Source organism: Streptococcus porcorum (assembly GCF_053203725.1).
In genome coordinates this window covers 1-26371 of sequence record NZ_JBRUDG010000024.1, presented here as the reverse complement: position 1 = coordinate 26371, position 26371 = coordinate 1, and the positions used below count along the sequence as shown (strand labels likewise).

The 26371-nt window shown below is 39.1% G+C and carries 23 protein-coding genes and 1 tRNA gene; 4 read left to right on the top strand and 20 right to left on the bottom strand.

Annotated elements, in window-relative coordinates; all coding sequences use genetic code 11:
* Nucleotides 1-240: transposase (locus ACVRWY_RS06925; protein WP_447455788.1), on the top strand; the 240-nt coding region annotated here is incomplete at its 5' end.
* 137 nt (nt 241-377) lie between these two features.
* Here ACVRWY_RS06925 and ACVRWY_RS06920 read toward each other — a convergent pair.
* The 5 genes from ACVRWY_RS06920 to tig all read right to left on the bottom strand — a co-directional run bounded on the left by ACVRWY_RS06920 (nt 378) and on the right by tig (nt 5397).
* Nucleotides 378-463 (bottom strand) — tRNA-Leu (locus tag ACVRWY_RS06920).
* A gap of 45 nt (nt 464-508) precedes the next feature.
* Nucleotides 509-1435 (bottom strand): alpha/beta hydrolase, encoded by a 927-nt coding sequence (locus ACVRWY_RS06915; RefSeq protein WP_354367642.1) that lies wholly within the window; start codon nt 1433-1435, stop codon nt 509-511.
* 54 nt (nt 1436-1489) lie between these two features.
* On the bottom strand, nt 1490-3094 hold the full coding sequence (gene pyrG / locus ACVRWY_RS06910; protein WP_354367639.1) for a CTP synthase: 1605 nt from the start codon (nt 3092-3094) through the stop codon (nt 1490-1492).
* Between the two features lie 160 nt (nt 3095-3254).
* Complete coding sequence (rpoE, locus tag ACVRWY_RS06905) at nt 3255-3836, bottom strand: DNA-directed RNA polymerase subunit delta (RefSeq protein WP_354367637.1); 582 nt, start codon at nt 3834-3836, stop codon at nt 3255-3257.
* A gap of 277 nt (nt 3837-4113) precedes the next feature.
* Nucleotides 4114-5397, bottom strand: coding sequence for a trigger factor (gene tig / locus ACVRWY_RS06900; RefSeq protein ID WP_354367635.1), 1284 nt, complete (start codon nt 5395-5397; stop codon nt 4114-4116).
* 183 nt (nt 5398-5580) lie between these two features.
* Here tig and ACVRWY_RS06895 point away from each other — a divergent pair, with 183 nt between their 5' ends.
* Nucleotides 5581-6390 (top strand): mechanosensitive ion channel family protein, encoded by an 810-nt coding sequence (locus ACVRWY_RS06895; RefSeq protein ID WP_354367633.1) that lies wholly within the window; start codon nt 5581-5583, stop codon nt 6388-6390.
* A 177-nt stretch (nt 6391-6567) separates the two neighbouring features.
* Here ACVRWY_RS06895 and ACVRWY_RS06890 read toward each other — a convergent pair whose 3' ends face one another.
* The 14 genes from ACVRWY_RS06890 to ACVRWY_RS06825 all read right to left on the bottom strand — a co-directional run bounded on the left by ACVRWY_RS06890 (nt 6568) and on the right by ACVRWY_RS06825 (nt 19608).
* A complete protein-coding gene (locus ACVRWY_RS06890; RefSeq protein WP_354367652.1) occupies nt 6568-7131 on the bottom strand; it encodes a TIGR01440 family protein in 564 nt (187 codons plus the stop codon).
* A gap of 12 nt (nt 7132-7143) precedes the next feature.
* Nucleotides 7144-7605 (bottom strand): ECF transporter S component, encoded by a 462-nt coding sequence (locus tag ACVRWY_RS06885; protein ID WP_354367631.1) that lies wholly within the window; start codon nt 7603-7605, stop codon nt 7144-7146.
* Nucleotides 7592-8356: a bifunctional hydroxymethylpyrimidine kinase/phosphomethylpyrimidine kinase gene (locus tag ACVRWY_RS06880; RefSeq protein ID WP_354367629.1), complete on the bottom strand. Its 765-nt coding sequence runs from the start codon at nt 8354-8356 to the stop codon at nt 7592-7594. The genes ACVRWY_RS06885 and ACVRWY_RS06880 overlap by 14 nt, the downstream gene beginning before the upstream one ends.
* Nucleotides 8346-9095, bottom strand: a complete 750-nt coding sequence (gene truA / locus ACVRWY_RS06875; RefSeq protein ID WP_354367627.1) for a tRNA pseudouridine(38-40) synthase TruA — start codon at nt 9093-9095, stop codon at nt 8346-8348. Before truA ends, ACVRWY_RS06880 begins: the two co-directional genes overlap by 11 nt.
* Nucleotides 9096-9327: 232 nt before the next feature.
* On the bottom strand, nt 9328-10233 hold the full coding sequence (locus tag ACVRWY_RS06870) for a helix-turn-helix domain-containing protein (protein WP_354367625.1): 906 nt from the start codon (nt 10231-10233) through the stop codon (nt 9328-9330).
* Nucleotides 10234-10354: 121 nt separating this feature from the next.
* The gene (gene dnaJ, locus ACVRWY_RS06865; RefSeq protein ID WP_354367623.1) at nt 10355-11497 is read right to left on the bottom strand and encodes a molecular chaperone DnaJ; all 1143 of its coding nucleotides are present in this window, start codon (nt 11495-11497) and stop codon (nt 10355-10357) included.
* A 495-nt stretch (nt 11498-11992) separates the two neighbouring features.
* Complete coding sequence (gene dnaK, locus ACVRWY_RS06860; protein WP_354367621.1) at nt 11993-13816, bottom strand: molecular chaperone DnaK; 1824 nt, start codon at nt 13814-13816, stop codon at nt 11993-11995.
* 206 nt (nt 13817-14022) lie between these two features.
* The gene (gene grpE / locus ACVRWY_RS06855; RefSeq protein ID WP_354367619.1) at nt 14023-14553 is read right to left on the bottom strand and encodes a nucleotide exchange factor GrpE; all 531 of its coding nucleotides are present in this window, start codon (nt 14551-14553) and stop codon (nt 14023-14025) included.
* A gap of 32 nt (nt 14554-14585) precedes the next feature.
* Nucleotides 14586-15620: a heat-inducible transcriptional repressor HrcA gene (hrcA, locus tag ACVRWY_RS06850; protein WP_354367617.1), complete on the bottom strand. Its 1035-nt coding sequence runs from the start codon at nt 15618-15620 to the stop codon at nt 14586-14588.
* A 241-nt stretch (nt 15621-15861) separates the two neighbouring features.
* Nucleotides 15862-16449, bottom strand: coding sequence for a glycoside hydrolase family 73 protein (locus ACVRWY_RS06845; RefSeq protein ID WP_354367615.1), 588 nt, complete (start codon nt 16447-16449; stop codon nt 15862-15864).
* Nucleotides 16446-17198 (bottom strand): M15 family metallopeptidase, encoded by a 753-nt coding sequence (locus tag ACVRWY_RS06840; RefSeq protein ID WP_354367613.1) that lies wholly within the window; start codon nt 17196-17198, stop codon nt 16446-16448. The genes ACVRWY_RS06845 and ACVRWY_RS06840 overlap by 4 nt, the downstream gene beginning before the upstream one ends.
* Nucleotides 17191-17892: a histidine phosphatase family protein gene (locus tag ACVRWY_RS06835; RefSeq protein WP_354367611.1), complete on the bottom strand. Its 702-nt coding sequence runs from the start codon at nt 17890-17892 to the stop codon at nt 17191-17193. The genes ACVRWY_RS06840 and ACVRWY_RS06835 overlap by 8 nt, the downstream gene beginning before the upstream one ends.
* A 97-nt stretch (nt 17893-17989) precedes the next feature.
* On the bottom strand, nt 17990-19327 hold the full coding sequence (locus ACVRWY_RS06830) for a PFL family protein (RefSeq protein WP_354367609.1): 1338 nt from the start codon (nt 19325-19327) through the stop codon (nt 17990-17992).
* A gap of 14 nt (nt 19328-19341) precedes the next feature.
* Entirely contained in the window at nt 19342-19608 is a 267-nt protein-coding gene (locus ACVRWY_RS06825; RefSeq protein WP_354367607.1) for an ACT domain-containing protein, read from the bottom strand.
* A 163-nt stretch (nt 19609-19771) separates the two neighbouring features.
* Here ACVRWY_RS06825 and ACVRWY_RS06820 point away from each other — a divergent pair, with 163 nt between their 5' ends.
* Nucleotides 19772-20497 carry a DUF554 domain-containing protein gene (locus ACVRWY_RS06820; RefSeq protein WP_354367605.1) on the top strand — a complete coding sequence of 242 codons (726 nt, stop codon included), beginning with the start codon at nt 19772-19774 and terminating at the stop codon, nt 20495-20497.
* A 93-nt stretch (nt 20498-20590) separates the two neighbouring features.
* Nucleotides 20591-21202 carry a TVP38/TMEM64 family protein gene (locus ACVRWY_RS06815; protein ID WP_354367603.1) on the top strand — a complete coding sequence of 204 codons (612 nt, stop codon included), beginning with the start codon at nt 20591-20593 and terminating at the stop codon, nt 21200-21202.
* A 93-nt stretch (nt 21203-21295) separates the two neighbouring features.
* Here the strand turns inward: ACVRWY_RS06815 and ACVRWY_RS06810 are convergent, their stop codons facing one another.
* Nucleotides 21296-26065, bottom strand: a complete 4770-nt coding sequence (locus ACVRWY_RS06810; RefSeq protein WP_447455787.1) for an accessory Sec-dependent serine-rich glycoprotein adhesin — start codon at nt 26063-26065, stop codon at nt 21296-21298.
* Nucleotides 26066-26371 lie beyond the last annotated feature (306 nt).

Here is a 26371-nt window from a genome sequence, read left to right as displayed (position 1 = left end):
ACCGCTGTTAATCCTATTTTCCAGACAGTATTTAAGACATTTCTAAAGGATAAAGACAAGGTTTTAAACGCCATGGAATTGCCTTATTCCAACGCCAAACTGGAAGCTACCAATAATCTCATCAAAGTCATTAAAAGAAATGCCTTTGGTTTCAGGAACTTTGAAAACTTTAAAAAACGGATTTTGATTGGCTTGAACATAAAGAAAGAGAGAACGAAGTTCGTCCTCTCTAGGTGTTAGCTTTTCATCTACCCACTACAGTTGACAAAGAGCCCAAGAATTTCTGAAACATTTTCTAGCTCTCTTTCTAGCTCTCTCTTCTATGAGTACAAAAAAAGAACAATTGCCAAGGTAACTGCTCTTTTTTCACTCTCTTATGCGGAGAAAGGGACTTGAACCCTTACGACCTAAAGCGGTCACAGGATCCTTAATCCTGCGCGTCTGCCAATTCCGCCACCCCCGCGTCAACATAATATAGTATAGCATCTTACTATATTAGTTGTCAATATTATTTTTCGTATTTTTTCAAAAATTTTTCAATCTGCTCTCGGTAAGCTAACTTATCTTTTGCCAATGTTTTAGCGTGTCCTGCACCTTTGACGATATACAATTCCTTAGGTCCTTTAGTCGCATGATAATTTTCATAAACCATCTCTGTAGGAACAAAATCATCTGCATCCCCATGAATAAATAAGGTTGGTCTAGTATTTTTAGATAATTGATTAACTGCGCTAGCTTGTCCATACGAAAAACCTGCACGTAATTTAGAAATGCTAGAGACACCATATAAAATTGGAAAGGCTGGGAGACCATACATATCCTTTGCTTGATACTTCAATTCATCCCAAACACTGGTATAACCTGCATCTTCAATAATGGTTTTAACTTGTGCTGGTAGCTTTTCACCACTAGCCATCATCACAGTAGCTGCTCCCATAGACAGACCATACAAGGTAATCTGACTATTAGGTTGACGCTCCAGTAAAATATCAATCCACTTCATTAGATTCAGACGGTCATTCCATCCATATCCTATAATACGACCGCCACTATCACCCGAAGCAACATTGTCAGGCATCAGAACATTATAGCCCAGTTCATGAAATAGCCAACCATAAGCTTTCATTTTTTCTTTACTTTGAGCAAAACCATGTACAATAATAACCGTTTTATCTGTTTCTTGATCTGCTTTGACATACCAAGCATCTTGTTTAACCCCTTGATGATTCATCCAAAGTATTTCTTTGAACAGCTGATCAAACTTCTGTTCGTCTTCATAAAGCGGATCTGATTTGGCTGTCGGCGTATTATTAATAAAGCTCTTTTCAGCTCTTACTTGCGCTACATGAAAGAAATAAAAACTAGCCACTCCAGTACTTAGTAGGCTAATTGCTATTAAACCTAGTACAATATGTTTTATCCATAATTTTCTCATAGGGTTTATTATACACTTTTTGGCAACTGAAAAAAAGAGGGCTGAGCCTCTTTCTTATTTTGTATTTTCAACCGCCGCTGTCACAAAGGCTGTATAAAGTTCCTCTGGACGATTTGGACGAGAGTGCAACTCTGGATGATATTGTGCTGCAACAAAGAATTTTTTATCTGGCAACTCAACGACTTCCATCAAACGATTATCTGGTGAGACGCCTGAGAAAACAAAACCAGCCGCTTCAAATTGCTCACGAAAAGCTGTGTTAAACTCATAACGATGACGGTGGCGACGTTGAACAACTTCTTGATTGTTATAAGCTGCTGCTGCACGACTTCCTGCTTTTAGCTTACATGGGTACAAACCTAAACGAAGTGTCCCCCCCATATCCTCAATATCAATTTGATCACGCATAATATCAATAATTGGATAATTAGTTTCTGGATCAAGTTCAGCGGAGTTAGCACCTTCTAAATTAAGAACATGACGAGCAAACTCAACACACGTCAATTGCATCCCCAAACAAACCCCTAGCATAGGGACGTCATTTTCACGCGCATAACGAATCGCTTGAATTTTACCTTCTGTTCCACGATGACCAAATCCACCAGGAACAATAATACCATCGGCATCACCTAAAAGGTCAGAAACATTCTCTTTAGTCACCTCAGCTGCATTGACCCAATTCAAGTCAATTGCCGAATCATTGGTATAACCTGAGTGTTTAAGCGCTTCTACAACTGAAAGATAAGCATCAGGCAATTCAACATATTTCCCAACAAGAGCAATCTTTGTTGTCTTTTTAAGGTTCATCACCTTATCCACCATCGCAGACCACTCTGTCATATCCGCTTTAGGGGCATCAATCTTCAAATGATCACAAACAATTTGATCCATATTTTGCGCCTGCATATTTAGCGGAATTTGATAAATATGCTCTACATCTCGCGATTCAATAACAGCTTCTGGTGCGACATCACAAAATTGAGCTAATTTATTCTTAACGCCTTGTTCAACAGGTTGCTCCGTACGAATAACCAACATATTAGGTTGGATACCCAGTCCACGTAACTCTTTAACTGAATGCTGTGTAGGTTTAGTTTTCATCTCGCCTGCTGCTTTTAAATAAGGCAGAAGAGTGGTATGAATATACATCACATTATCCGACCCCACATCAGCCTTCATTTGACGGAGAGCCTCAAGGAAAGGAAGACTTTCAATATCACCAACTGTCCCACCTACCTCGGTAATAATAACATCTGAGTCTGTTGTTGTCGCTGCTCGCTTAATTTTTTCTTTCAAAGCATCAGTGATATGTGGAATAACCTGAACAGTAGCTCCAAGATACTCCCCTCTACGCTCCTTACGAAGAACTTCACTATAGATTTTCCCTGTTGTGACATTAGAGTATTTATTAAGATTAATATCAATAAAACGTTCATAGTGTCCTAAATCAAGATCGGTTTCAGCACCATCATCAGTAACATACACTTCACCATGTTGGTAAGGACTCATGGTTCCTGGATCAATATTGATATAAGGATCAAATTTTTGAATAGTCACCTTCAGGCCTCTGTTTTTTAACAAACGGCCTAAACTTGCTGCTACAATCCCCTTACCAATAGATGATACAACACCACCCGTTACGAAAATATACTTTGTCATTTTCTTTCCTCTTCCTAAAAATAATCACTGAAATTTGGAGTTTTTGCCTATAAAAAACAAAAAATACTCCCTAAAAACTTAGGGAGCTTATCCGACCTCAAAAAGAGGTGCCCGATAAATACTATAAACCATCCATCAGATTTTGTCAAATTGAAAATGTTTATCCCAAATCTTCAGACTCATCATCCTCTGAAAACTCATCATCCTCTTCATTGATTTCTACATCTTCTTCCAAATCATCATCTGGGATAATTTCATTGATTTCAGAATCATATGATTCTACTTCTGATTTTTCATCATCTGGATTTTCTTCGTCATATCCTATTTCATCATTACGTGTATAAGATTCATCTTCTGGATCATCATCGTTGTAATCAATGGCATCTTCATCGCCATCCATAAAGGCATTAACACGTTTTTTCTTACGTTTTGGTGCGCCTTCATCATCTTCTTCAAGCGTGATAATCTCTTCATCAATCTCATCAACAGCATACCATGAACGAAGACCCCATTTATTTTCACCCAACGGAATAAAACTACCATCAGTGTTCAAATCTGAGTAGAAATATGGAAGTGCTTCACGGATTTCTAAATCTGATTTTCCAAGATAAGTTTGAATTTCATTAACTAAGTCACTGAAATACATCTCTTTATCACGACCACGTAATTCTAAGATTGCCCGTGCCACTTCAATCATTGATAATTCACTTTTTTCTTGACCAGCAAATACGTCTAATTCCAAAACAGTTCTCCTTAATTAGATGATAGAACGACCATGAGACAAGTCACATTAAATACCTAAAGCAGTGATCTTGTTGGTCATCTTTAATAATAACACTACGCAAAAGGTTGCTTACCTACTATGCGCTCTACTTAGTCACATATGACAAATCACCCATCATATCTTTATAAACTAATAGCATTACTATTTTACGCTAAATTTTTGCATTCGTCAAAATATTTCTCATAATTTGTGTAAAAAATAAAAGACTGGAGCATTCCAATCTTTTATCGTTTTATTACTTCACTTTAGCAGTGCTTGTGATCGCTTCTACTGCTTTTTTCATTGCGATATCATGCTTCAACATGTCAGCTGATAGAAGTGAACGAACTTGTTCAACTGGCATTTTGTACTCAGTAGCCAAGTCAGTGATTTCTTTTTCAATCTCTTCTTCAGATGCTTCAAAACCTTCTGCTTTAGCAATTGCTTCAATCACAAGATTTGTGCGTGTACGACGATCTGCATCTGCTTCGTATTGCTTGTGAAGGTCTTCTTCACTTGTACCTGTTAATTGGAAGTACATTTCAGGAGAGATTCCTTGACGTTGCATATTACCCATGAACTCTTGCATAGCACGGTGTACTTCTTCGTGAACCATCTCTTCTGGCAATTCAACGATTTCAGCGTTTGCAACTGCTAACTCAAGTGCCGCACCTTCTACTGCATCATCAAATGCAATCTCTTTTGCTGCTTCAAGCTCTTTACGATATTTAGCTTTTAATTCATCAAGTGTTGCCACTTCATCATCAATATCTTTTGCTAATTCATCATCAAGCGCAGGAACTTCTTTAGCTTTAACATCGTGAACAGTTGTCACAAATTTAGCTGCTTTACCTGCAAGATCTGAAGCTTGATAATCTTCTGGGAAAGTAACGTTTACTTCAACTGTTTCACCAGCTTTTGCACCAACTAATTGGTCTTCAAAACCTGGGATGAATTGACCGCTACCAAGTTCAAGTGAGAAGTTATCGCCTTTACCACCGTCAAATTCAACACCGTCAACTGAACCAACAAAGTCAATCACAACAGTATCACCTTGCTCAGCAGCTCCATCTTTAATAACAAGTTCAGCCAAGTTGTTGCGCTCACGTTCAACCTTAGCATCAACTTCTTCATCAGTAACTTCTTTTGAAACTTCTACAGAAACTTCAAGGTCTTTATAGTCACCCAATTTAACTTCTGGTTTTGTAATAACTTCAGCTGTTATTGTCCAGTCTTGACCTTTTTCCATTGAAACTACGTCAATTTTTGGTTGTGCAACGATATCAAGTCCAAGCTCTTCAACAGCTGCAGCATAAGCTGATGGCAAAATGCTGTTCAAAGCATCTTCAAAAAGTGCTTCTTCACCAAAACGTTGGTTAAAGACAGGGCGTGGCATGTGACCTTTACGGAAACCTGGCACATTCAAATCTTTCTTTACTTTATTAAAAGCTTGGTCAAGGGCTGGTTTGATTTTATCTTGACCAATCGTGATGGTAATCACACCACGGTTTGTCGCTTTGTTTTCAAATGATGTAGACATTAAGTCAATTCTCCTTAAAAATTTTATTTCACCTTTCATTTTATCATATTTAATAGTAAATTCAAACTTTTTTTATCTTGTTTCACCTTCAAGAACAAACTTTTTTCTTCTATATTTTTTACTCAAACTTCTGCAGGAACACGCAGAAGCTTTTTTTGCTAAACTATAATCAAAGGAGGAATTATGACATTTATCACAAAATACTGGAATAGCCTTGACATTGAAAGCTTAGCCATTTCTCTCACCTCAAAATTATTAGCCATTATAGCTTTACTGATAGCTTATAGTTTAGTCAAGCGTTTTGCCCACTATACCTTTAAAAAAACCATCGTTAAATCGGTTAACTTCTCTGGTCAAACCAAGGGACGACAAGAAACTCTTATTAAATTGTCCCAAAATGTGATGGACTACACTTTAGGGTTCTTTGTTCTTTATTGGATTTTATCTCTGTTAGGATTGCCTATATCTAGCCTTCTTGCTGGTGCTGGAATAGCTGGAATAGCTGTGGGACTTGGAGCGCAGGGCTTTTTGACCGATCTTGTTAATGGATTTTTTATCCTTTTTGAACGTCAATTCGATGTTGGTGACAGCATACAAGTCTCCACCATTACAGGGACTGTTACCAGTGTTGGCTTGCGAACAACTCAGGTTAAAAGTGTCGATGGTACGGTTTACTTTATCCCCAATCGAAACATCACCATTGTCGGCAACCAATCACGTGGGCAAATGAAGGCTCAAATCGACCTCCCTCTCCCTTTTGATTCTGACTTAGAACAGGTCACTGACATTATTCACCAAGTCAATCAGAAAGAAGTCGGACACTATCCAGAAATCATCGGTAGTCCTATTATCCTTGGCGGCCGAACGACAACAACAGGGACTTTTGTTTTTAGAATTGACATTATCACTGAAAATGGAAAACAAAACGAGATTTACTATACTTTTTATAAACTCTACCAAGAGGCCCTAAAGGAACAAAATCTTATCACATAATCAGACCCCATCACCTAGAGACACATTTCAGAGTTTACTTTATTAAGAACAACATCAAAAGCACTCACAACTGATCAAGGCACCGCTACTTTAACCTAAAGAAAAATAGGCTAGAAAAGACATCTTAACTGTCTTTTCTAGCCTATTTTTTTACTTACTTTTCGTTTTTTCACTCTCTTAGTATTTTCTAATAGGATCGTCATGATAAGTAGCCCTTGCACCACCAATTAACTTAGGTCGTGTGGTTAGAGCAGTCACATGAGCACCGCCCAACTCACGATAAATTGGTCTAAGCGGAACTTGGACACGTTTGATGTGCATCCCAATGGAGGTGTCCCCAATGTCTAAACCAGAATGTGCAACCACTTCTTCCACCTCAACTGGATCTGACATATACTTAAAGGCCGCCAATTGACCACTGCCTCCCGCATGAAGGTTGGGTAAAACATTAACAATTTCAAGATCTTTATCTTCTGCTAATTGACGCTCTACTACCAAAGCTCGATTGAGATGTTCACAACCTTGAACTGCTAAATAAATCCCACGCGGGGTTAGCTCATCCAACAAAGTCTTTACAATCACTTCACCTATTTTTTGGCTCGAAGCCGTCCCAATGATTTCACCAGCCACTTCACTAGAAGATAACCCTAAAACAAAAATATGGTTAGCTTTAATCTTTGATCGATCAAGAATATCTAAAACAAGTGCTCTAGTTTGTTTTTCCAACCGTTGTAAATCCATCACAGACTCCTCCTATCCTACACGTTCCTTTAATATGCGAGCTAAGAAATAACCAACTGCCATTCCAACAAAATTCTGCATCACATTTCCTAAAACTCCTGCAAGAGCCTCTCCTAAATTATAAAAGAAAATAGAAAATAAAAAGTAGGTCCCTACCATCACAAGAGAGGCGACACTTAAGCTAAGTACTTTGTTTTTATGCCATGTCGCAAAGTAACCTTGTCCCCCATGCGCCAATAAGCTGATAAACATCCACTGCGGATAGCCTAAAATCAAGTCAATCAAAAAACCAGATAAAGCACCGACAATAGCACCTTCTTTTTTACCAAAGTAAAAAGCACTAAAATAAATCCCAGCATCTAACAAGGTTAGAAAACCAGTCGGCGTCTTAATTTGAACATAAATCCCCAAAATAATACTTAGCGCTGTAATAATAGCCAATTGTGCTAGCAAATTGATATTAGTTTTCTTCATATTGTACCACTCCATACTGATCAGATGATTGAATCGCTTGATAAACAAAGTCTTTAGATACAGCAACGGCTTCTAAGACAGATTTTCCTAAAACCAGTTGACTGGCAATACTTGAAGCAAAGGTACAACCTGCTCCAATATTATTTTGTGGCAAAACAGGATATTCTAGTATCTTGTAATCTTGACCGTCATAAAAGACATCAGTCGCTTGTTCTTGATGGAAACGATTCCCCCCCTTAATGACAACATGTTTAGCCCCTAAATCGTATAAGATTTTAGCTGCAGCTTTCATCTCCTCAAGATTTGTAATCCTTGTTTGGGTCAAAAGCTGCGCTTCTGCTAAATTTGGCGTGACTATAGTCACATATGGGAAAAACTTAATCAACTCATCTCTTAGCTGACTCACTTCCAAGTCATGATTTTCCTTACACACTAAAACAGGATCTAAAACAACTGGACAGTCAGAATGGCTTTTGATAAAGTCCAAAGACTTTTGTGCGATTTCAATATTTGGCAAAAGGCCAATCTTAATAGCTGAAAAATCAACATCTTTCAAACTGCTTAATTGGGCCGAGAATATCCCTTTGTCGGTTGGGAAAACCTCAAAACCATTTTCCGTTACTGCTGTCAAACACGTCACAGCTACAAAGCCATGCAATTTATTAACAGTATAGGTCGTCAAATCTGCGTGTAAGCCCCCACCACTGAAAATATCATTTCCCGATAGAGCCAAAATAAATTTATTCTTCATAGCTAATCTCCTTTAAATACAAACCTTCTGGAGCCGCAGTTGGTCCAGCTAAATCACGATTTTTTGATGTTAAGACTGTCTTAATTTGTGATACTGGCATACGAGCATTTCCGATTTTTAAAAGGGTTCCAACCATATTTCTTACCTGTTTGTATAAAAAACCATTTCCTTTGAAGGTAAAGATAAAAAACTGAGGACTATCTCCCTGACGAACACTGGCTTCTGTGATTGTCCTGACCTTATTTTCAACACTGGTACCTGATGCAGTGAAACCTGTAAAATCATGTGTTCCAATCAAATCTTGAATAGCTTCTTGCATTAAAGCCAAATCTAAAGGATAAGGATAGGCAGTTGCGTAATGGCGCATCATAGGATTTTTAGGACGGCCACTATCCACAAGAAATTCATAAGTTTTACTATGTTTATTGTACCTTGCATGAAATTGCTCATCAACTACCTCAACCTTAACGATATCAATATCCTCTGGACACTGCGTATCTAAGCCAAAACGTAATTTCTCAACATCTCGTAATTGTGGCAGGTCAAAATGAATGACTTGACCGTATGCATGGACACCAGCATCCGTTCGCCCTGCACCATAGATCGTCACTTCTTGATCACTATTTAGTCTTTTTAATGTTTTTTCTATTTCTTCCTGAACGCTACGTGCATGAGGCTGGCGCTGAAAGCCAGAAAATGCAGAGCCATCATAAGAAACAATTGCTTTATATCTTGTCATGTTATTCATTATAACACTCTAAAAATAGCAGAACAAGAGACTCTCATAAAAACTGTACGGGGACAAAAAAACTCCCTCCGAAAGCGAAGGAAGGAAGTTAGATTGATTAGCCAAAAATATGGAACCAGTGTACTAAAAGAACACCTAAAAACATTTTCATTTTATAATCTCCTCTCTTGATTTATTGAATCCATTATAACTTAGAAATTAACAAAACAACATGACATAAATGTCATGTTGTCAGATCATTTTTCATTTCTTGGGAAATTTTTTTCTCTAAAACCTGGTCTCCAAATGTTTTTGCCAGAAAAATTCCCAGCTTATACAATTCCTCAGCTTTTAATTTATCTTGAACCACTTTCAAATGATACTTTGCCTCTAACATTAATACAACTGGTTTTAAACTATGTTGTCCTGTCCAATCAATAATAGTATTCATTTTTTCCGTTAAATTCCCAATATCCTCAAATTTTTCCATGAGAACATAGTACACTGCCACTGAAGACATCGCCCCCAATAAAGCAAAACTATATTCATCAGATGCTTTCAACGGCTGAGCTAAAATAGTGTCAATAATTAACTTTATGTCAGCTTGTTTTTTACTATTCTGCCCAGATTGCATCAAATAATAACTTGACAACAAAAGATCATTCAACTGGTAGTGTTGTTTAGTTAATAATTGTGAGAAGTAATCTTCAAAAATCACTTCTGCTTCTACGCTATTACCTGTAATGCGATGCTCTTGGATATTTTCTAATAGCTCCAAAGTAAACAGCTCATCTTCAGGTAAGATATCCAGATAAGTATCATAAATACTAGTAATTAGCTCTGACTTTTGTTGCATTCTCTCAGAATCTCCATAACTTGGAAACTTCAATAATTTATATTTTAATTCAAAGTAGGATTCGGGAATAGTCAGGTTATCGCCTTCTAGCAAATCAACCATGTCCATTTCTAAGGTATCTGAAATATACTTTAATTTAACAATAGAGGGAAGAGATTGCCCTAATTCAATTCTAGCCAACTGCCTTACTGTCAATTGACTCTCATCTCGACAAAGTTGTTCACGCGATAAACTGCTTTTCTCTCTCGCTTCCCTGATTCGTCTACCCAGCCTTTTCTTTAACGTATCCATCATCAACCTCTCTTTTTTAAATTTTTCTGAAACTTTTCATAATTATTACATCGTTATATCCATTATAACAAAAGAGAAGCATCTGAACAACGCTGTTAAATTCAAAAAGAGCAGAGCTTAAGCTCTACTCTCCTTCAAAAGCATCTTTCATTTTATCAAAGAAGCCTTTTTTCTTAGGATGGACTGCTTTATCTCCACCCGCTGCTGCAAAAGCTTTTAACGCTTCTTTTTGTGCGTCATTGAGCTTAGTTGGAGTGACAACTGTTACTGTTACATGCTGATCACCTTGACCATTACCACGTAGTCGCGGTGCCCCTTTCCCTCTAAGGCGGAAAGTCTTACCAGTTTGTGTTCCTGCTGGAATCGCTAACTCAACTGGACCGTGGACAGTAGGAACTTCTATAGTGTCCCCAAGGGCTGCTTGAACAAATGATAGGTTCAAACTATAGTAAATCGTTGAGCCTTCTCGTTCAAATTTATCACTTGCTAAAACATTCACAACAACGTAAAGATCACCATAAGGACCACCATTATAGCCTGCCTCACCTTGTCCTGATAAACGAATTTGTTGCCCAGTTTCAATCCCTGCTGGAATTTTCACTGAAACATTATGCGCTTGTTTCTCACGTCCAGTACCACGACATGTTTGACATGGATCTTTAATTTCTTGACCAGTACCATGACAGACATCACAGGTAACTTGACGGCGCATCATACCAAGTGGGGTTTGAGTATCAACATTAATAATCCCTGAACCATGACAGCGCCCACAAGTGACAGGGCTAGTCCCTGGTTTAGCACCTGACCCATCACAAGTGTGACAAGATGCTTCACGATGGTAACGCACCTCTTTTTCAGCACCAAAAACCGCTTCTTCAAATGTTAGATCAACACGATATTGAAGATCATCTCCTTGACGAGGAGCATTCGGATTACGACTAGCTCCGCCACCTCCAAAGAAACTTGAGAAGATATCCTCAAAACCACCAAAACCACCAGCTCCATCAAAACCGCCAAAACCACCAGCTCCGCCACCAAAGCCTCCTTGAGCTCCTGCAGCGCCAAATTGATCATAGTTAGCACGTTTTTGACTATCACTTAGGGTTTCATAAGCCTCCTGAACATCCTTATACTTCTGTTCAGCACCAGGCTCTTTATTGATGTCGGGGTGATACTTTTTAGACATCTTACGATAAGCTTTTTTTATCTCGTCCTGAGAAGCATCCTTAGATACCCCCAGACGATCGTAAAATTCAGTATTGTTCATATAAGATACCAAGCCCGTGAAAAGCAAAGCGAAAATAGGAAATCGGCAGAAAATCCTGATTTTCTAGGCGATTTATCTTTTTCACACAGCTTTTAGGGCGGGTTCAATTCCTTTCTTTAGAATATAGAAAGTAGCCCGTGTTCGATTACGAACACTTTCCTTTCTGTAAAGATATTAAGCCGTTAAGCGACTCAAAGAAAAATAAGGAGCGACAGGCATTCCTCAAAAAGTCTATCCCCAGACTTTTTGACTTTCCCACAGAGTCGTAGGTATATTCAATTCTGTAAAAGTTAGAAGGGTATTTACCCAAAAACAGAGGCTGGGTTGCAACCTCTGTGATTGGAATCTTGATTGACTAATGTTTTCTATTCTCAAGAAGATGAGAATTGAATTCAAGCTAAGAACTTCGGAAACAAGATAACTCTCCTTGAATACAAGTATTCAGTGTCAAGTTTTTATTTTTCTATTGTTCTTTTACCGCTCTCACATCTTACCTTACTTCTCAGTGAATTCCCCATCCACGACGTCATCGCCTGCGTTATCAGCAGTTTGTGTGCCTTCTGCACCTGCTTGGGCTTGTTGAGCTGCTGCGGCTTGCTCATACATTTTAACAGCAAGTGCTTGTGCTTTTTCGTTAAGGGCTTCAAGTTTTGCCTTCATATCATCAAGGTTGTTAGCTTCTTGAGCAGCTTTCAACTCATCAAGAGCTGCTTGTGCTGCGTCACGTTCTGTGTCAAAACCTTTACCTTCAGTTTCTTTGATCGTTTTTTCTGTGGCAAAGATAGCTTGATCCACTTCATTGCGAAGGTCAACTTCTTCTTTACGTTTTGCATCTGCTTCTGCGTTAGCTTCTGCATCTTTCATCATGCGCTCGATTTCTTCTTCTGAAAGACCGTCGTTAGACTTGATCACGATATGTTGTTCTTTTTGTGTACCAAGATCTTTAGCTTTTACAGACACGATACCGTTTTTATCAATGTCAAATGTTACTTCGATTTGTGGGATACCACGAGGTGCTGCTGGGATATCTGTCAATTGGAAGCGACCAAGAGTCTTGTTGTCTGCTGCCATTGGACGCTCACCTTGAAGCACGTGGATGTCAACGGCTGGTTGGTTGTCTGCTGCAGTTGAGAAGACTTGTGATTTAGACGTTGGGATAGTTGTGTTGCGATCGATAAGTTTTGTAAAGACACCACCCATTGTTTCAATACCAAGTGACAATGGAGTAACATCAAGAAGAACGACATCTTTCACATCACCCGTGATGACACCACCTTGGATAGCCGCACCCATAGCAACCACTTCGTCAGGGTTAACAGATTTGTTTGGCTCTTTACCAGTTTCAGCTTTAACAGCTTCTACAACGGCTGGGATACGTGTTGAACCACCAACAAGGATAACCTCATCAATTTCTGAAATAGACAAGCCTGCATCTGAAAGGGCTTGACGAACTGGTGTTTTTGTACGCTCTACAAGGTCATGTGTCAATTCATCAAATTTAGCACGTGTCAATGTCATTTCCAAGTGAAGCGGACCTGCTGCACCTGCAGTGATGAACGGCAAACTGATTTGCGTTGAAGTGACACCTGAAAGATCTTTTTTCGCTTTTTCAGCCGCATCTTTCAAACGTTGAAGTGCCATTTTATCAGCTGCTAAATCAATACCATTTTCTTTTTTGAACTCATCCACCATGTGGTCGATAATTTTTTGGTCAAAGTCGTCACCACCAAGTTTGTTGTCACCTGCTGTTGCAAGTACATCAAAGACACCATCACCAAGTTCAAGAATGGAAACGTCGAAAGTACCACCACCAAGGTCGAATACCAAGATTTTCTCGTCTTTGTCTGTCTTGTCCAAACCATAAGCAAGGGCTGCTGCAGTTGGCTCGTTGACGATACGTTCTACTTCAAGACCAGCAATTTTACCAGCATCTTTAGTTGCTTGACGTTGGGCATCATTGAAGTAAGCTGGAACGGTGATAACCGCTTTAGTGACTTTCTCACCAAGGTAATCTTCTGCATAACCTTTAAGATATTGAAGAATCATGGCTGAGATTTCTTGTGGCGTGTATTCTTTACCGTTTGCTGAAACTTTTTCAGAAGTTCCCATTTTTGATTTGATAGAGATGATAGTATCTGGGTTAGTTACTGCTTGGCGTTTTGCTGCATCACCAACGATAATTTCACCGTTTTTGAAAGATACAACAGACGGTGTTGTGCGGTTTCCTTCTGGGTTTGCGATGATTTTACTTTCTGTTCCTTCAAGAACTGCAACTGCTGAGTTTGTTGTTCCTAAGTCAATACCGATAATTTTACTCATGTGTTTTACCTCTTATTTTAGTTTTCTTTTTATTCATTCATAGTTTACCGTCATTGCAGACGAGGTTTTTTCATAGTTTTCGAGTAACTCTTGTCGCTTTAGCGACCTTAGAGCTACCGACACAAGCTTTGCCCAAGAGCCAGGAGCCTCTCAACGAAGCGATTGGTTGCAAACTACTGTGCATGACATTTCGGTCAAATTTTCGTTTAGTTATAGACCACAACCATAGCTGGTCTTAAGAGACGATCGTGAAGTTTGTAACCTTTTTGGAAGACTTCTGCGATAGTATCTGCTGGGTGATCATCATCTGCTGGTAAAGTTTGAACAGCCATATGAAGATTATGGTCAAAAGTGTCAACAACAACTTCTTCAACCCCTTCTTCTTTAAGAGCTTGAATCAGACTTTCTTGTACCATCTCAATCCCTTTTTTGACATCATCTGATAAGCCTTCAACTTGAAGTGCACGCTCTAGGTTATCTAAGCTTGGTAACACTTTTTTCGCCAAGTCTTGTGAACGATAGCGTTGTAAGCTTTGACGCTCCTCGTTAGCACGACGTTGGATATTTTGCATCTCTGCATGAGCACGCAAGTACTTGTTCTCAAATTCATCTGCACGTTCGTTAGCAAGCTCTAGTTCTGATTTTTCTGTTGTTTCAGCTGTTTCTTCAGCGACTTCTTCTGCTGCCGCCTCAACTGCTTCTTCAACAACTTCTTCGTTTTTAATTTCTTCTGACACGCTATTACCTCTTTATTTTCTAATTTTACTATTTAATTGACCTCGTAGTGATTGCTATTAAGATAGCGGAAAAAGTCTCCCAACTTAGCCGTTAATACCTGAGCAATAATATTCATCAAACTCATAATTCTACGATAATCCAACTCAACTGGACCAATCAAGGTAATAATCCCAAGTCCCCTATAAGGAATAAGAAAATGCTGATGAATCACTGTCAAGTCTGACAAACTTTCTTCCTTACTTTCAGCTATCTGAACAGCTTGTTTATGATTTTGGTCTAAGCTAGAACGAATTTCAAGTGCTAAGGCTTGATCATTGTCCAAAAACTGATAAGTTTCTAAACCTGCAAAGGTGAGAACATTTCCTTTTCCTGCCAATATGAGATTTTCTCTAAACATAGCAGAAAAAATATAATCAAATAAATCTAACACATGATCTGTCCGCTTAAAATAACGTTGCATCACTTGAGGAATCTCTGTCCTTAGACGATAATGAATATCTAAGACACGCTCACCCACAAATCGTTCAATAACTACCGTCTTCAAAGTATTCAAGTCGCTATCTAAGAAACTTTTAGGAATCGCAAACTGAACCGTTACAGGAGTAGTATCATCTAGTGTCAAAACCGCTAGAGCATCGTGATGGCTGAGTTTCACTACTTCAAAAGAAGTTAAGACTTGACGGCTAGGTTCCACATCCAATACAACCGCCGTATAACCTGTTAGTTGCGATAAAGTCTGAGCTGCCTGTGATAAAATATCCTCCAATTTGAAAAACTCATGATCAAAATCTTTTACAACTTGATAAACATCTTGTTCATCGATTTGATCCAAAGTCAAGGAGTGTTCAACAAAATAACGAAAACCTTCCTGACTAGGCAAGCGACCACTTGAAGTATGTGCTTTTTCCAAAAGACCAATCTTCTCTAAAGCTGCCATGTCATTTCTAATCGTTGCACTACTGGAGTTGATAGAGGCCTGAAGTGCTTTTGAACCAACAGGCTCACGAGTTTGCGTGAAGATATCAACTATCAGATTTAAAATATCACTTTGACGTTGAGTGATCACTTGACTCGCCTCCTATCTCTCGTTAGCACTCTACCACCGCGACTGCTAACTTTATGTTTCTATTATACTCCTTAGCCAAATAAAGTCAAGCGAAAAACTCAAAAAATTAGCACTCTTTTATAAAGAGTGCTAAAAATCCGTCTAGAGACCGAGATTTTCTTGAAAATAGAATCTTATCAGCTATATGCCGCTCTATAAACAATGAAACCTACTCAATATAAAAAACAGCTAAAGCTGTTTTTTACTGATCATATTTGTCCAAGCTATGTTTTTTAATAAGCTTAACTAACTTACTAGCATAATCGGGATCGGTTGAGTATCCTCCATCTTGTAAAACTTGTGCTGCATTTTGATAACTATTAGCTGTGACAACATTCTTATATAAATCTGCACTCCAATAAGTTCCACCACGCAACAGTTCCATATAAGAAGTCATGGCTTCCTCATAAGATTTATAAACCACAAAGTCTTCTGTCGCCTGAGTCCACTTGCTGTTAACATAAACCTTGGTACTTAACTCAATGTGAGGTTCCCCAAAAGAAGCTTTTATACCATAAAGATTGTGATATTTTACGGCTAAAAGATAGTTCCCATAACCCGAATCTAAGCAAGCTTGCCCTAATATAATAGAGGTTCTCACACCATAACTGTCAGATAGTTCTTTAGCATAAGGTAAGACCATTTCTATAAACTGTTTCTCTGTGTATCTGGTTCCCATACTTTTTTGCGCTAAGGGTCTCTCATGGTTTAATGCCAAAGGCAAGAGGAAAAAGAAAACAAGGCTTGTTATTACAATACCTAAAAAACGTAAGCTAACCTTTTTTCTCATTTACCATTCTCCTTTAACAAATCTAAATAAGCTTCCAGAGAAAGATGATGCTCTGTCATATAAGCTGCTGACTCTTTTCCAACATAACGATAATGCCAATCCTCATAACCAATTCCTGTCTCATCTTGTGTTGTATCAGAAAAACGCAAAACAAAGCCATATTGTGGCGCTAAAGCTTTCACTTTCTCTACTAAAGCAGGGTCACTTTGATTAAGACTATCTACAGTGCTCATATCAATTGCAAGACCTGTCTGATGCTCACTTGCCCCTGCAGGCTGTGAATAGGTTTGAACCTTTTTTTCTGCCTCTTCACGACTAAGTCCCGTTGCCATCTCCTGTTGCACATAACCTTCATAAACCTGCTCTTGATACGCTACACTACGATAACCAGAAATCAAATGTTCAGCCGAATCTAGTGCTTGAGCTGCTACTAAAAACTGCTGTACAGCATCCGCGATTCGAGCATCTACTTGAATATTTCCGACAGTCGCTAACTCAGGGTTCAACTCTGCAGTGATATGATCTCTATTTACTAAAATCAGCTCCCAATCACTAGAGGAAACATCTGGTAAGGTACTTGTTGTAGCTGACTTGGACTGACTCGTCTGCACCGTGCTACTTTTTGCAGTTGTTGATTGACTTGTTTTAGCAGTCGTTGGCTGCTCCCCTTTTATAAAGTAGAAAATTGAGGTTAAAAATGTAATCACAATCCCCAATCCTAATACCAACCTGATTATTTTTTTAGTCATGTTTCTTTTCTAACATCTCTCTCCCTTTTAGTCTATAAGATAAATCGGCAACAGCCTCTATGGTAAATTGACCATCTTCATAGGTCACCACTGTAACACTACCATTTTCAATCATTTGTTTTTTCTGATGATGATCAATCAACCATAAAAAAGTACCAATGGTCATACCATGGCTGACAACAATAGCATTGCCACCACCAGATGCTTGGATAGATTTTGCCATATCTTCAAATCCTGAGTAAATACGGTGACGTAAAATCTCCCAAGGTTCTGCCCAATTAGCAGTATCTACCTCTACTATACTATTCGCAATTTCTTCATAAGAAATATCTTCTAAATCACGCCCATCTTGGAAAGCTTTGGTTCTTGGGAGTACACCTTGAAAAAGCTCCCCATCATATCCACCGTCAAGACTACCAAAACACCACTCACGAATTCGCTTATCATAAGTATAAGGGAGGTCTTGATAGCCTGTCTCCTCAAGGATAATCCCCATGGTTTGGATTGTTCGTCCACTATCACTTGAAAAAGCAGCTTTAAAAGATATATCTGCAGCTTTTAAACCAAGCCCTAATTCACGAATACCAGCTTCCCCCTCTTTTGTTAACGGGGTGTCACTCCATCCTTGCGCACGACCAATTGTATTAAACATAGTTTTCCCGTGACGAGCAATATACAAACGTGTCTTAACCATAAGTCTCTCTCCTTTGGGGCATTATCTTACTATTATAACAAAAAGCACTTCTCTTTAACACAAAAACACTTGTCTCTAGGACAAGTGTCATCAAAATTTAATTTTTAAAACTATGAATTGGTGCTGGGATTTGACCACCACGCGCAATAAAGTCTGCCGATGAGGCTTGATTAACTTTCATAACAGGTGCTGTTCCTAATAGTCCACCAAACTCAATCATATCGCCTTCTTTTCCTTTTGGAATAATCCGAACAGCTGTTGTTTTTTGATTGATAACCCCGATAGCAGCCTCATCTGCAATCATAGCAGCAATCGTTTCTGACGGTGTGTCTTCTGGAATGGCAATCATATCTAACCCAACAGAACAAATAGCCGTCATAGCTTCTAACTTTTCAAGATTCAAAGAACCAGACTGGACAGCTGCAATCATCCCTTCATCTTCTGAAACAGGAATAAAAGCACCAGAGAGGCCACCAACTTGATTACAAGCCATAACACCACCTTTTTTAACCTGATCATTCAAAAGAGCCAAGGCAGCAGTGGTTCCATGTGTCCCAACGGTTTCTAATCCCATTTCTTCTAAAACACGAGCAACAGAGTCACCTACAGCTGGAGTTGGAGCAAGCGAAAGATCAACAATCCCAAATTTAACTCCTAGGCGCTCACTCGCCATTTGTCCAACCAATTGACCAATACGGGTGATCTTAAAGGCTGTTTTTTTGACTGTTTCTGCCACCACATCAAAGCTTTCACCACGAACTTTTTCAAGAGCACGCTTCACCACTCCTGGACCAGATACGCCAACGTTGATCACTACATCAGCTTCACCAACACCATGGAAGGCCCCTGCCATAAAAGGATTATCCTCAACAGCATTCGCAAACACCACTAGTTTTGCAGCTCCCATATCAGAAGCCTCTGCTGTTTCCTTAATAATCCGCCCCATGTCACGAACAGCGGTCATGTTAATTCCTGTCTTGGTGGATCCGATATTGACTGACGAACACACTTTGGACGTTTCTGCCAAGGCTCGTGGAATAGAGTTGATAAGGATATCATCTCCTTTTTGATAACCTTTTTGAACCAAAGCAGAAAAACCACCAATAAAATCAATCCCAATTTCCTGAGCAGCTCTGTCCAGTGCGTGTGCTAAAGGAAGGTAGTCCGTCGCATCCGTTGCTGCACCAATCAATGAAATCGGTGTCACTGAAACACGCTTATTCACAATTGGAATCCCTAATTCTGCTGCAATCTCATCTCCAACAGCTACCAAGTTTTGCGCCTTTGTTACAATTTTTTGATAAACTTTTTCTGCAGCCTTATCAATATCAGGGTCAATACAATCTAACAATGAGATTCCCATCGTGATGGTACGGATATCAAAATTTTGCTCCTCAATCATCGCAATTGTTTCAGTAACCTGTCTAATGTCCATGAGTATCTCCTATCTTATAAGTTGTGCATGGCATCAAAAATTGCTGCACTTTGAATATTGATTTTAACATTCAAGCTATCGCCATAAGCTTCTAATTCTGAACGTAAGTGTGTAAAATCTTTTTTCTCATCCGATGACACAATAGCCATCATCGTAAAGAAGTCATCCAATACCGTTTGTGAAATGTCATCAATATTTAGACCCAACTCAGCTACCTTAGTGGCAACTCCCGCTACAATTCCTGCCTTATCGCGTCCAACCACTGTAATAATTGCCTTCATTTTAAACCTCCAAAAAGTTTTTAAATATTTTATCATAAACGAACAAAGAATACCACTTTTAACTAAAACGTTCTGTATTTTACAATGACAGTATCCCTTTTCTCAAAAAAAGATTGGATTTCCCTTTCCACCATGATAAAATAACATCTAAAAGGAGAATTTTATGCCTACTGGAATTATGATCAACAGTCTATCCATTATCTTAGGGGGAATAGCTGGTGGTTTTCTGGGTCACCACCTCAAAGAAGAATTTAAAACTCAGATTAATCTTATTTTTGCCATTTGTTCGATGGCAATGGGAGTAGCTTCTATCACTCAGATGAAAGCTATGCCAGCCGTTGTCTTTGCTATTGTCATTGGAACAAGCATCGGCCTTGCGCTTCATTTTGGAGACTTCGTTTATCAAATGGGCGTTAGGATGCAAAAGGTAATAAGTAAACTTCTTCCTCATCAAGAAAATACCTTAGACAGTGACAAGCTTAATCAACTTGTCACCATTATTGTCTTATTTTGCATTAGTGGAACAGGAATCTACGGTAGCCTTGAAGCTGGAATGACAGGAGACTCCAGTCTTTTAATCTCTAAGTCTATCTTAGACTTTTTTACTGCTGCTATCTTTGCCACCAATCTCGGCTTTGTCGTCTCAAGCATCGCCCTGCCCCAGTTTGTTATTTTTTATAGCCTATTTTTATTAGCGAAGCTGATCCTTCCTCTGACTACCCCTGATATGATCGCAGACTTTAAGGCCTGCGGAGGATTTTTAATGTTAGCCACAGGCTTTCGTATCGCCAATATTAAGCTCTTTCCCTCCGCAGATATGATTCCTGCTATGATTTTAATCCTTCCTTGTAGTTGGATTTGGACTAATATCATCTTACCTTTACTGTAAAAGTAACCTCCCTCTTTAAAAAATCAGTCTTAAGTCTGATTTCGTTGTACTACTAAAATGATACAATAGAGGTAAGAAAAAGAGGTTATTGTTATGGAAAAAGTGAAACAAAATCAATTAAACCACAAACAAATCATCCAAGTCATCACGATTTTAGGGATTGTGCTAGCACTTATTGGTGCCATCTATATCAAGTCTAATCCTAATATTTTTGCTGTTGGAGGACCATTTCAAAGTTTTCTCCATCGCATCGGAATCTGGGGACCTCTGATTTTCATCCTTATTCAAATCATACAAGTGATTTATCCCTTTATCCCTGGGGGTCTTACCTGTGTTGTCGGGCATGCTCTTTTTGGCCCCCTCTATGGTTTTATTTTTAACTTCACAGGAATATTCCTTGGCTCTATTTTAGCTTTCTTGTTAGCCCGTCGATATGGAGAATCTTTTGCAAAGGCATTTGTCTCCCAAGAGACCTACGACAAATATATTCCCTATTTAGATAAAGGGAATTACTTTGATTGGTTTTTAGCCACAGCCTTTATCCTACCTGGATTTCCTGATGATTTTCTTTGCATGGTTGCTGGCTTAAGTAAAATGTCTCTCAAACGCTTTATAGTCATCACCCTCCTATCAAAACCAGCAACTCTTTATCTTTATACTTATCTCACTTACCAAAGCCTTATCGCCATCAATCACTTTGTTTAAAATAAATAAATAAACAAACAAAAAATCGCTAGAGAAAACTCTAGCGATTTCTTTTTATAATAAGTTTCGAGGAGATATTATGTCAAAACCTATTTAGTTGTTACCATCGTTTTTGCGACGTTTTGCAAGGAGACCTGCTCCTGTCAATAGACCTAAACCTGCAAGAAGAGCTGAAGTATTCGCTTCTTCACCTGTATTTGGAAGTGATTTAAGCGTTGATTTAGCAGCTGGTTTAGCTGGTGTTGCAACTGGTGCTTTTGGAGCTGGTTGACCTGGTTGGGCAGGAACAACTGGCTTAGGTGCATCCGGTGTTGGTTGACCAGGCTTAACTGGTGTTGATGGATCAACTGGATCTGTTCCAACTGGTACGTATGGGATTGGTGTATCAACACCTGGGTTTCCTGGTGTTGGTGGCACATAGCCTTTAGTTGGATCTTCTGGATCTACTGGTGTTAACGGTGTATTATCCTTAGGATCTACTGGTGTGTAACCTGGTACGTACGGAATAACAGTATCTGGTGTTGGTGTTACTGGTACATCTGGATTGTTTGGATCAAATGGATATGGAATCTCTGGGTATTCTGTTGATGGAACACCTGGGATTTGTGGAATCCAGTTCGCTACTTTTTGGTAAACATAAGTGATTGATGTTTCACCTTCTGTAACTGTTCCGTTTTCTGAACCAACAGTCTTAGATGGAACAAGAACGTAACGTGTACCGTCTTCAGCAACGATTTCAGTTGGTTTGTTATCTGTTGTATCGTAATCTGTACCAACTGCAGCATTAGCTGTATCAGTTACTGGTGCTTTAATCACATTACCTTCAGAGTCCACATAGTTAACTACAACTGAACCTGTCTTAGCTGTTTCAGCTGGTACGTATGGGATTGGTGTATCAACACCTGGTGTTTCTGGTGTTGGTGGCACATAGCCTTTAGTTGGATCTTCTGGATCTACTGGAGTTAACGGTGTATTATCCTTAGGATCTACTGGTGTGTAACCTGGTACGTACGGAATAACAGTATCTGGTGTTGGTGTTACTGGTACATCTGGATTGTTTGGATCAAATGGATATGGAATCTCTGGGTATTCTGTTGATGGAACACCTGGGATTTGTGGAATCCAGTTGGCTACTTTTTGGTAAACATAAGTGATTGATGTTTCACCTTCTACAACTGTTCCGTTTTCTGAACCAACAGTCTTAGATGGAACAAGAACATAGCGTGTACCGTCTTCAGTAACGATTTCAGTTGGTTTGTTATCTGTTGTATCGTAATCTGTACCAACTGGTGCATTAGCTGTACCAGTTACTGGTGCTTTGATTACATTACCTTCAGAGTCCACATAGTTAACAATAACTGAACCTGTCTTAGCTGTTTCAGACTCAGACGCTGAGGTGCTTGCTGATTCAGACGCTGATGTCGAAGCTGACTCAGATGCTGAGGTTGAAGCTGACTCAGATGCTGATGTGCTTGCTGATTCAGACGCTGACGCTGATAATGACTCAGATTGACTAGATGAGACTGAAGCTGATTCAGACGCTGATGTTGAAAGTGACTCAGATTGACTAGATGAGACTGAAGCTGACTCAGACGCTGATGCTGAAAGTGACTCAGATTGACTAGATGAGACTGAAGCTGACTCAGACGCTGATGCTGAAAGTGACTCAGATTGACTAGATGAGACTGAAGCTGACTCAGACGCTGATGCTGAAAGTGACTCAGATTGACTAGATGAGACTGAAGCTGATTCAGATGCTGACGCTGACAATGACTCAGATTGGCTTGATGACACTGAAGCCGATTCAGATGCTGACGCTGACAATGACTCAGATTGGCTTGATGACACTGAAGCCGATTCAGATGCTGACGCTGACAATGACTCAGATTGGCTAGATGAGACTGATGCTGATTCAGACGCTGATGAGCTTACCGATTCTGATACAGACGTACTATTTGACTCTGACTCTGAAATAGCTGTACTTGCTGATTCTGAGACTGACTTACTATTTGATTCAGACTCTGAAATTGCTGTACTTGCTGATTCTGATACAGATGTGCTATTTGACTCGGATGCTGAACCTTTGACTTCTTTGTAGACATAAGTTACTTCTGTTGTCTTACCAGCTTCAACGTTACCAGTTTCGTTACCGATTGTTGCAGTTGGGATCAACTCATAAGTCTTACCGTCTGCTGTTGTGATGGTTTCTGGTTTATTATCAGTTGTGTTGTACTCAGTACCTGGCTTAGCGTTTGTTTCATCATTCACTGGTGCCTTGATAACTGTACCATCTTCAGCAATGTAGTTAACAACAACGCTACCAGCTTTTTCGTAGACATAAGTCATTTCTTTAAGCGTATCACGCGCTACTGTACCAAGTTCTTCAGTAATTTTTTCAATCGTACGTTTTTCAGTGTCGGTGTTGCTTGAAGCTGGGTTAAGACCTGTTGTATCGATTTCTTTGTAGTAATAGACTGTACCGTCAGCTGCTGTGATCTTTTCATCTTTTACAGACTTCGTATCATATGCTGTGTTTGTAGCTTCATGATCATAAATAGACTTAGAGTCTTGTAAAACGTTACCCTCAGTATCAACGTAATAGACTGTAACGCCACCTTTTTCAGCATAGTAATAAGTTGCGTGCTGTTCATTTTTAACATTGTCATTGACCAAACGCATTTGAACACCACCGAAACCAAAAGGTTGACCGTCATTTCCTTTTAGAGTTATAGCATCATGCTCTGGAATAAAGAAATTACCTTCAGGGAAGTTTTCTCCATTTCTAGCAAAATTATTAGTTTCCCCTGTAATAACATTTGTCGTTGTATGAGGATTAGTTTTGTAACTTTCAAATTGATGTTTTGAAGTGTAACTATAACTACCTTCTAGCGTATTGACTGCACCAGGAACAATTTCTTCAGATGTAAAGAACTTTATAAAGTTTTCTGATGTAAGGTCTGCTACCGTAATGTTCTGATTCCTGTCTAAAGATAGCATATTTTCACCATCTGGATTCAAGAGGTAAATATGCACTTTGTGAGTACCATCTTTGCGGGTAATTTCCAATTCACGCACAAGATTATGTGTCATAATGCTTTGAAGTGTCTTCGCCCCTATTGTGTAATCTCTGGTTAAATTTCCATTTGTAACAGTCGGCACATCTTCAACAATCAACTCATAATTATTAAAATCTAGAGCACCAGCAATCGTGTAACTATCTCCAGATAATCCACCTTTCTGAGTATACGTAGCTAGTAGCTCTTCTGCTCTTTTATCCGTAGCTTTTACAATATAATAAGTATCTTGAGTCGTGCTAACTGGAACTAAAACATCATGGATATTTAACTCTGTACCAACAGAGCCTGGACTAACCTTATCATACACAATGGTATTTGTATTACCACCATGAGGATTATCGATTACTAATTTTTTACTTGATGTATTATCTTCAGTTATGGTATATCGAAAATTATATGAATAACCAGCACTCTCATATTGAGCCAAGGTACTAAATTTACCTGAAGAACCTATAGGAATCTCAATAGACTCAATAATTGTATTATTCTGACTTTTATCAACCAAATCAGCATAGATTTTGTCGGCTCCTCCCTCTCTATCATTTGAGAATTGGAAGAAATAATCTTTATTAAATTTGTTATTAAAAGTATTTTCACTGTTTGGATTGCTCTGTGAATTTAAACTTAATACCGTAAAGACTTCACGACCGTCTGGTAAGGTTGTTTTATACTCAGTAGGAACAGCATTCGTTGCTGGAGTCACACTTGCATCTCCGGCAGCCACATCCAAACCTGTGTTAGCTGCCTTAACCGCATCTGGAATAATCCATTCAGTTGTAACACCAGAAACATTATTGGCACTCCCTGCAGCAGATGCTGTTGCAGTCGTTGACGTATCCAGCGCAAATGTAATGATACCATCTTCGTCATCTTTTATGAGTAAAGCTCCAAGTGATTGACTGCTATTTTTAACAGAGTCAACCACTGTTTGAATCTCTTCTACTGTCGCTTCAGTATTCCCCAAAATAAGCTTAGCTGCCGCAATCTCTTTGGTGCTAACCGCTACTGCATCTGTCAACTCTTGACTAGGAGTCGTTTGACCATTGGCAATCTGAACCAGAATCTCAGCTTCTGAAGTCACTTGTTCAAGAACAGCACTTGCCTCTTCTTTTGTTTGAGGAGTTGTTACAGCTGTTTCTGAACTTGTAGCAGTTGTTGATGCTGTTGACTCAGATGAAGCAGTTGATTGGCTGTCTGTTGTTGAAGCCGCTGCTGACTCTGATACAGATACAGAAGCTGATGTTGAAGTCGAAACGGAGTTAGACTCAGAAACAGACGCAGCTTCTGATGCAGCTTCTGAAAGAAGAACTGAAATGCTAGCTGATGTTGATTGACTAGCTGATACTGAAGCTTCATCTGTACTTGCTGAAGTGCTAGTACTTTCTGTTACTGAAGCTGATGTTGAAGCTGGAGCTGTTGACTCAGAAACAACAGCACTTTCTGTTGTTGATGCTGTCAAAGAAACTTGATCAGCTGTCGCCAAAATATCTGTTGACGTTGATGCTTCTGTAGCAACTTGCTCTTCCGCTTGAACACTATCAGCTAAGATCAAGCCACCTCCAGCAACTGCTCCTGCTGAAAGAACCCCACGTAATAAGTGTGAAGCTAGCGAATAACGCTCTTGATCCACATTGTTAATCTTAACTTCTTGGCTACCGCCTTTAATAAGATTTAACAAGCCAATTTGAGACATCACTGTTGTTACCCAGTGTTTCCCCGATTTGTGCAGTTTGACGCGACTCTTGCGCGAGGTTTCTGTCAAACCTTTTTTGTGATTTTGACCCATAAACTCTAATAATATCTCCTTTTTATTATTTAATCATTTTAACGAGTGATTGGCTCAAGCACTTGGTAGAAAAGTACAATCTCTACTAAGTACATCTATTATATTTATCTTATTTCAATAAATGAGATAAACCACATAAACAAACTAAAGTCTTACCTCCCGTAGCAACTTGAGAGGTAAGAGGTATAGATAAGTCGTTAAAATACTTCTCTTCAAGCTCATATCACAACGGTTCGTTGAAGGATATTCTAACAAAATTAGGGTGTCCCAATTTTTAAAATATACCGACTTTAATTATACCCCCCC

What these genes read in the sequence shown, in the direction of transcription:
- ACVRWY_RS06915 (WP_354367642.1), bottom strand. Translation starts at nt 1,435, where the DNA reads ATGAGAAAATTATGGATAAAACATATTGTACTAGGTTTAATAGCAATT.
- pyrG (WP_354367639.1), bottom strand. Translation starts at nt 3,094, where the DNA reads ATGACAAAGTATATTTTCGTAACGGGTGGTGTTGTATCATCTATTGGT.
- tig (WP_354367635.1), bottom strand. Translation starts at nt 5,397, where the DNA reads ATGTCTACATCATTTGAAAACAAAGCGACAAACCGTGGTGTGATTACC.
- ACVRWY_RS06895 (WP_354367633.1), top strand. Translation starts at nt 5,581, where the DNA reads ATGACATTTATCACAAAATACTGGAATAGCCTTGACATTGAAAGCTTA.
- ACVRWY_RS06890 (WP_354367652.1), bottom strand. Translation starts at nt 7,131, where the DNA reads ATGGATTTACAACGGTTGGAAAAACAAACTAGAGCACTTGTTTTAGAT.
- ACVRWY_RS06885 (WP_354367631.1), bottom strand. Translation starts at nt 7,605, where the DNA reads ATGAAGAAAACTAATATCAATTTGCTAGCACAATTGGCTATTATTACA.
- ACVRWY_RS06880 (WP_354367629.1), bottom strand. Translation starts at nt 8,356, where the DNA reads ATGAAGAATAAATTTATTTTGGCTCTATCGGGAAATGATATTTTCAGT.
- truA (WP_354367627.1), bottom strand. Translation starts at nt 9,095, where the DNA reads ATGACAAGATATAAAGCAATTGTTTCTTATGATGGCTCTGCATTTTCT.
- ACVRWY_RS06870 (WP_354367625.1), bottom strand. Translation starts at nt 10,233, where the DNA reads ATGATGGATACGTTAAAGAAAAGGCTGGGTAGACGAATCAGGGAAGCG.
- dnaJ (WP_354367623.1), bottom strand. Translation starts at nt 11,497, where the DNA reads ATGAACAATACTGAATTTTACGATCGTCTGGGGGTATCTAAGGATGCT.
- dnaK (WP_354367621.1), bottom strand. Translation starts at nt 13,816, where the DNA reads ATGAGTAAAATTATCGGTATTGACTTAGGAACAACAAACTCAGCAGTT.
- ACVRWY_RS06845 (WP_354367615.1), bottom strand. Translation starts at nt 16,449, where the DNA reads ATGAGAAAAAAGGTTAGCTTACGTTTTTTAGGTATTGTAATAACAAGC.
- ACVRWY_RS06840 (WP_354367613.1), bottom strand. Translation starts at nt 17,198, where the DNA reads ATGACTAAAAAAATAATCAGGTTGGTATTAGGATTGGGGATTGTGATT.
- ACVRWY_RS06835 (WP_354367611.1), bottom strand. Translation starts at nt 17,892, where the DNA reads ATGGTTAAGACACGTTTGTATATTGCTCGTCACGGGAAAACTATGTTT.
- ACVRWY_RS06830 (WP_354367609.1), bottom strand. Translation starts at nt 19,327, where the DNA reads ATGGACATTAGACAGGTTACTGAAACAATTGCGATGATTGAGGAGCAA.
- ACVRWY_RS06825 (WP_354367607.1), bottom strand. Translation starts at nt 19,608, where the DNA reads ATGAAGGCAATTATTACAGTGGTTGGACGCGATAAGGCAGGAATTGTA.
- ACVRWY_RS06820 (WP_354367605.1), top strand. Translation starts at nt 19,772, where the DNA reads ATGCCTACTGGAATTATGATCAACAGTCTATCCATTATCTTAGGGGGA.
- ACVRWY_RS06815 (WP_354367603.1), top strand. Translation starts at nt 20,591, where the DNA reads ATGGAAAAAGTGAAACAAAATCAATTAAACCACAAACAAATCATCCAA.
- ACVRWY_RS06810 (WP_447455787.1), bottom strand. Translation starts at nt 26,065, where the DNA reads ATGGGTCAAAATCACAAAAAAGGTTTGACAGAAACCTCGCGCAAGAGT.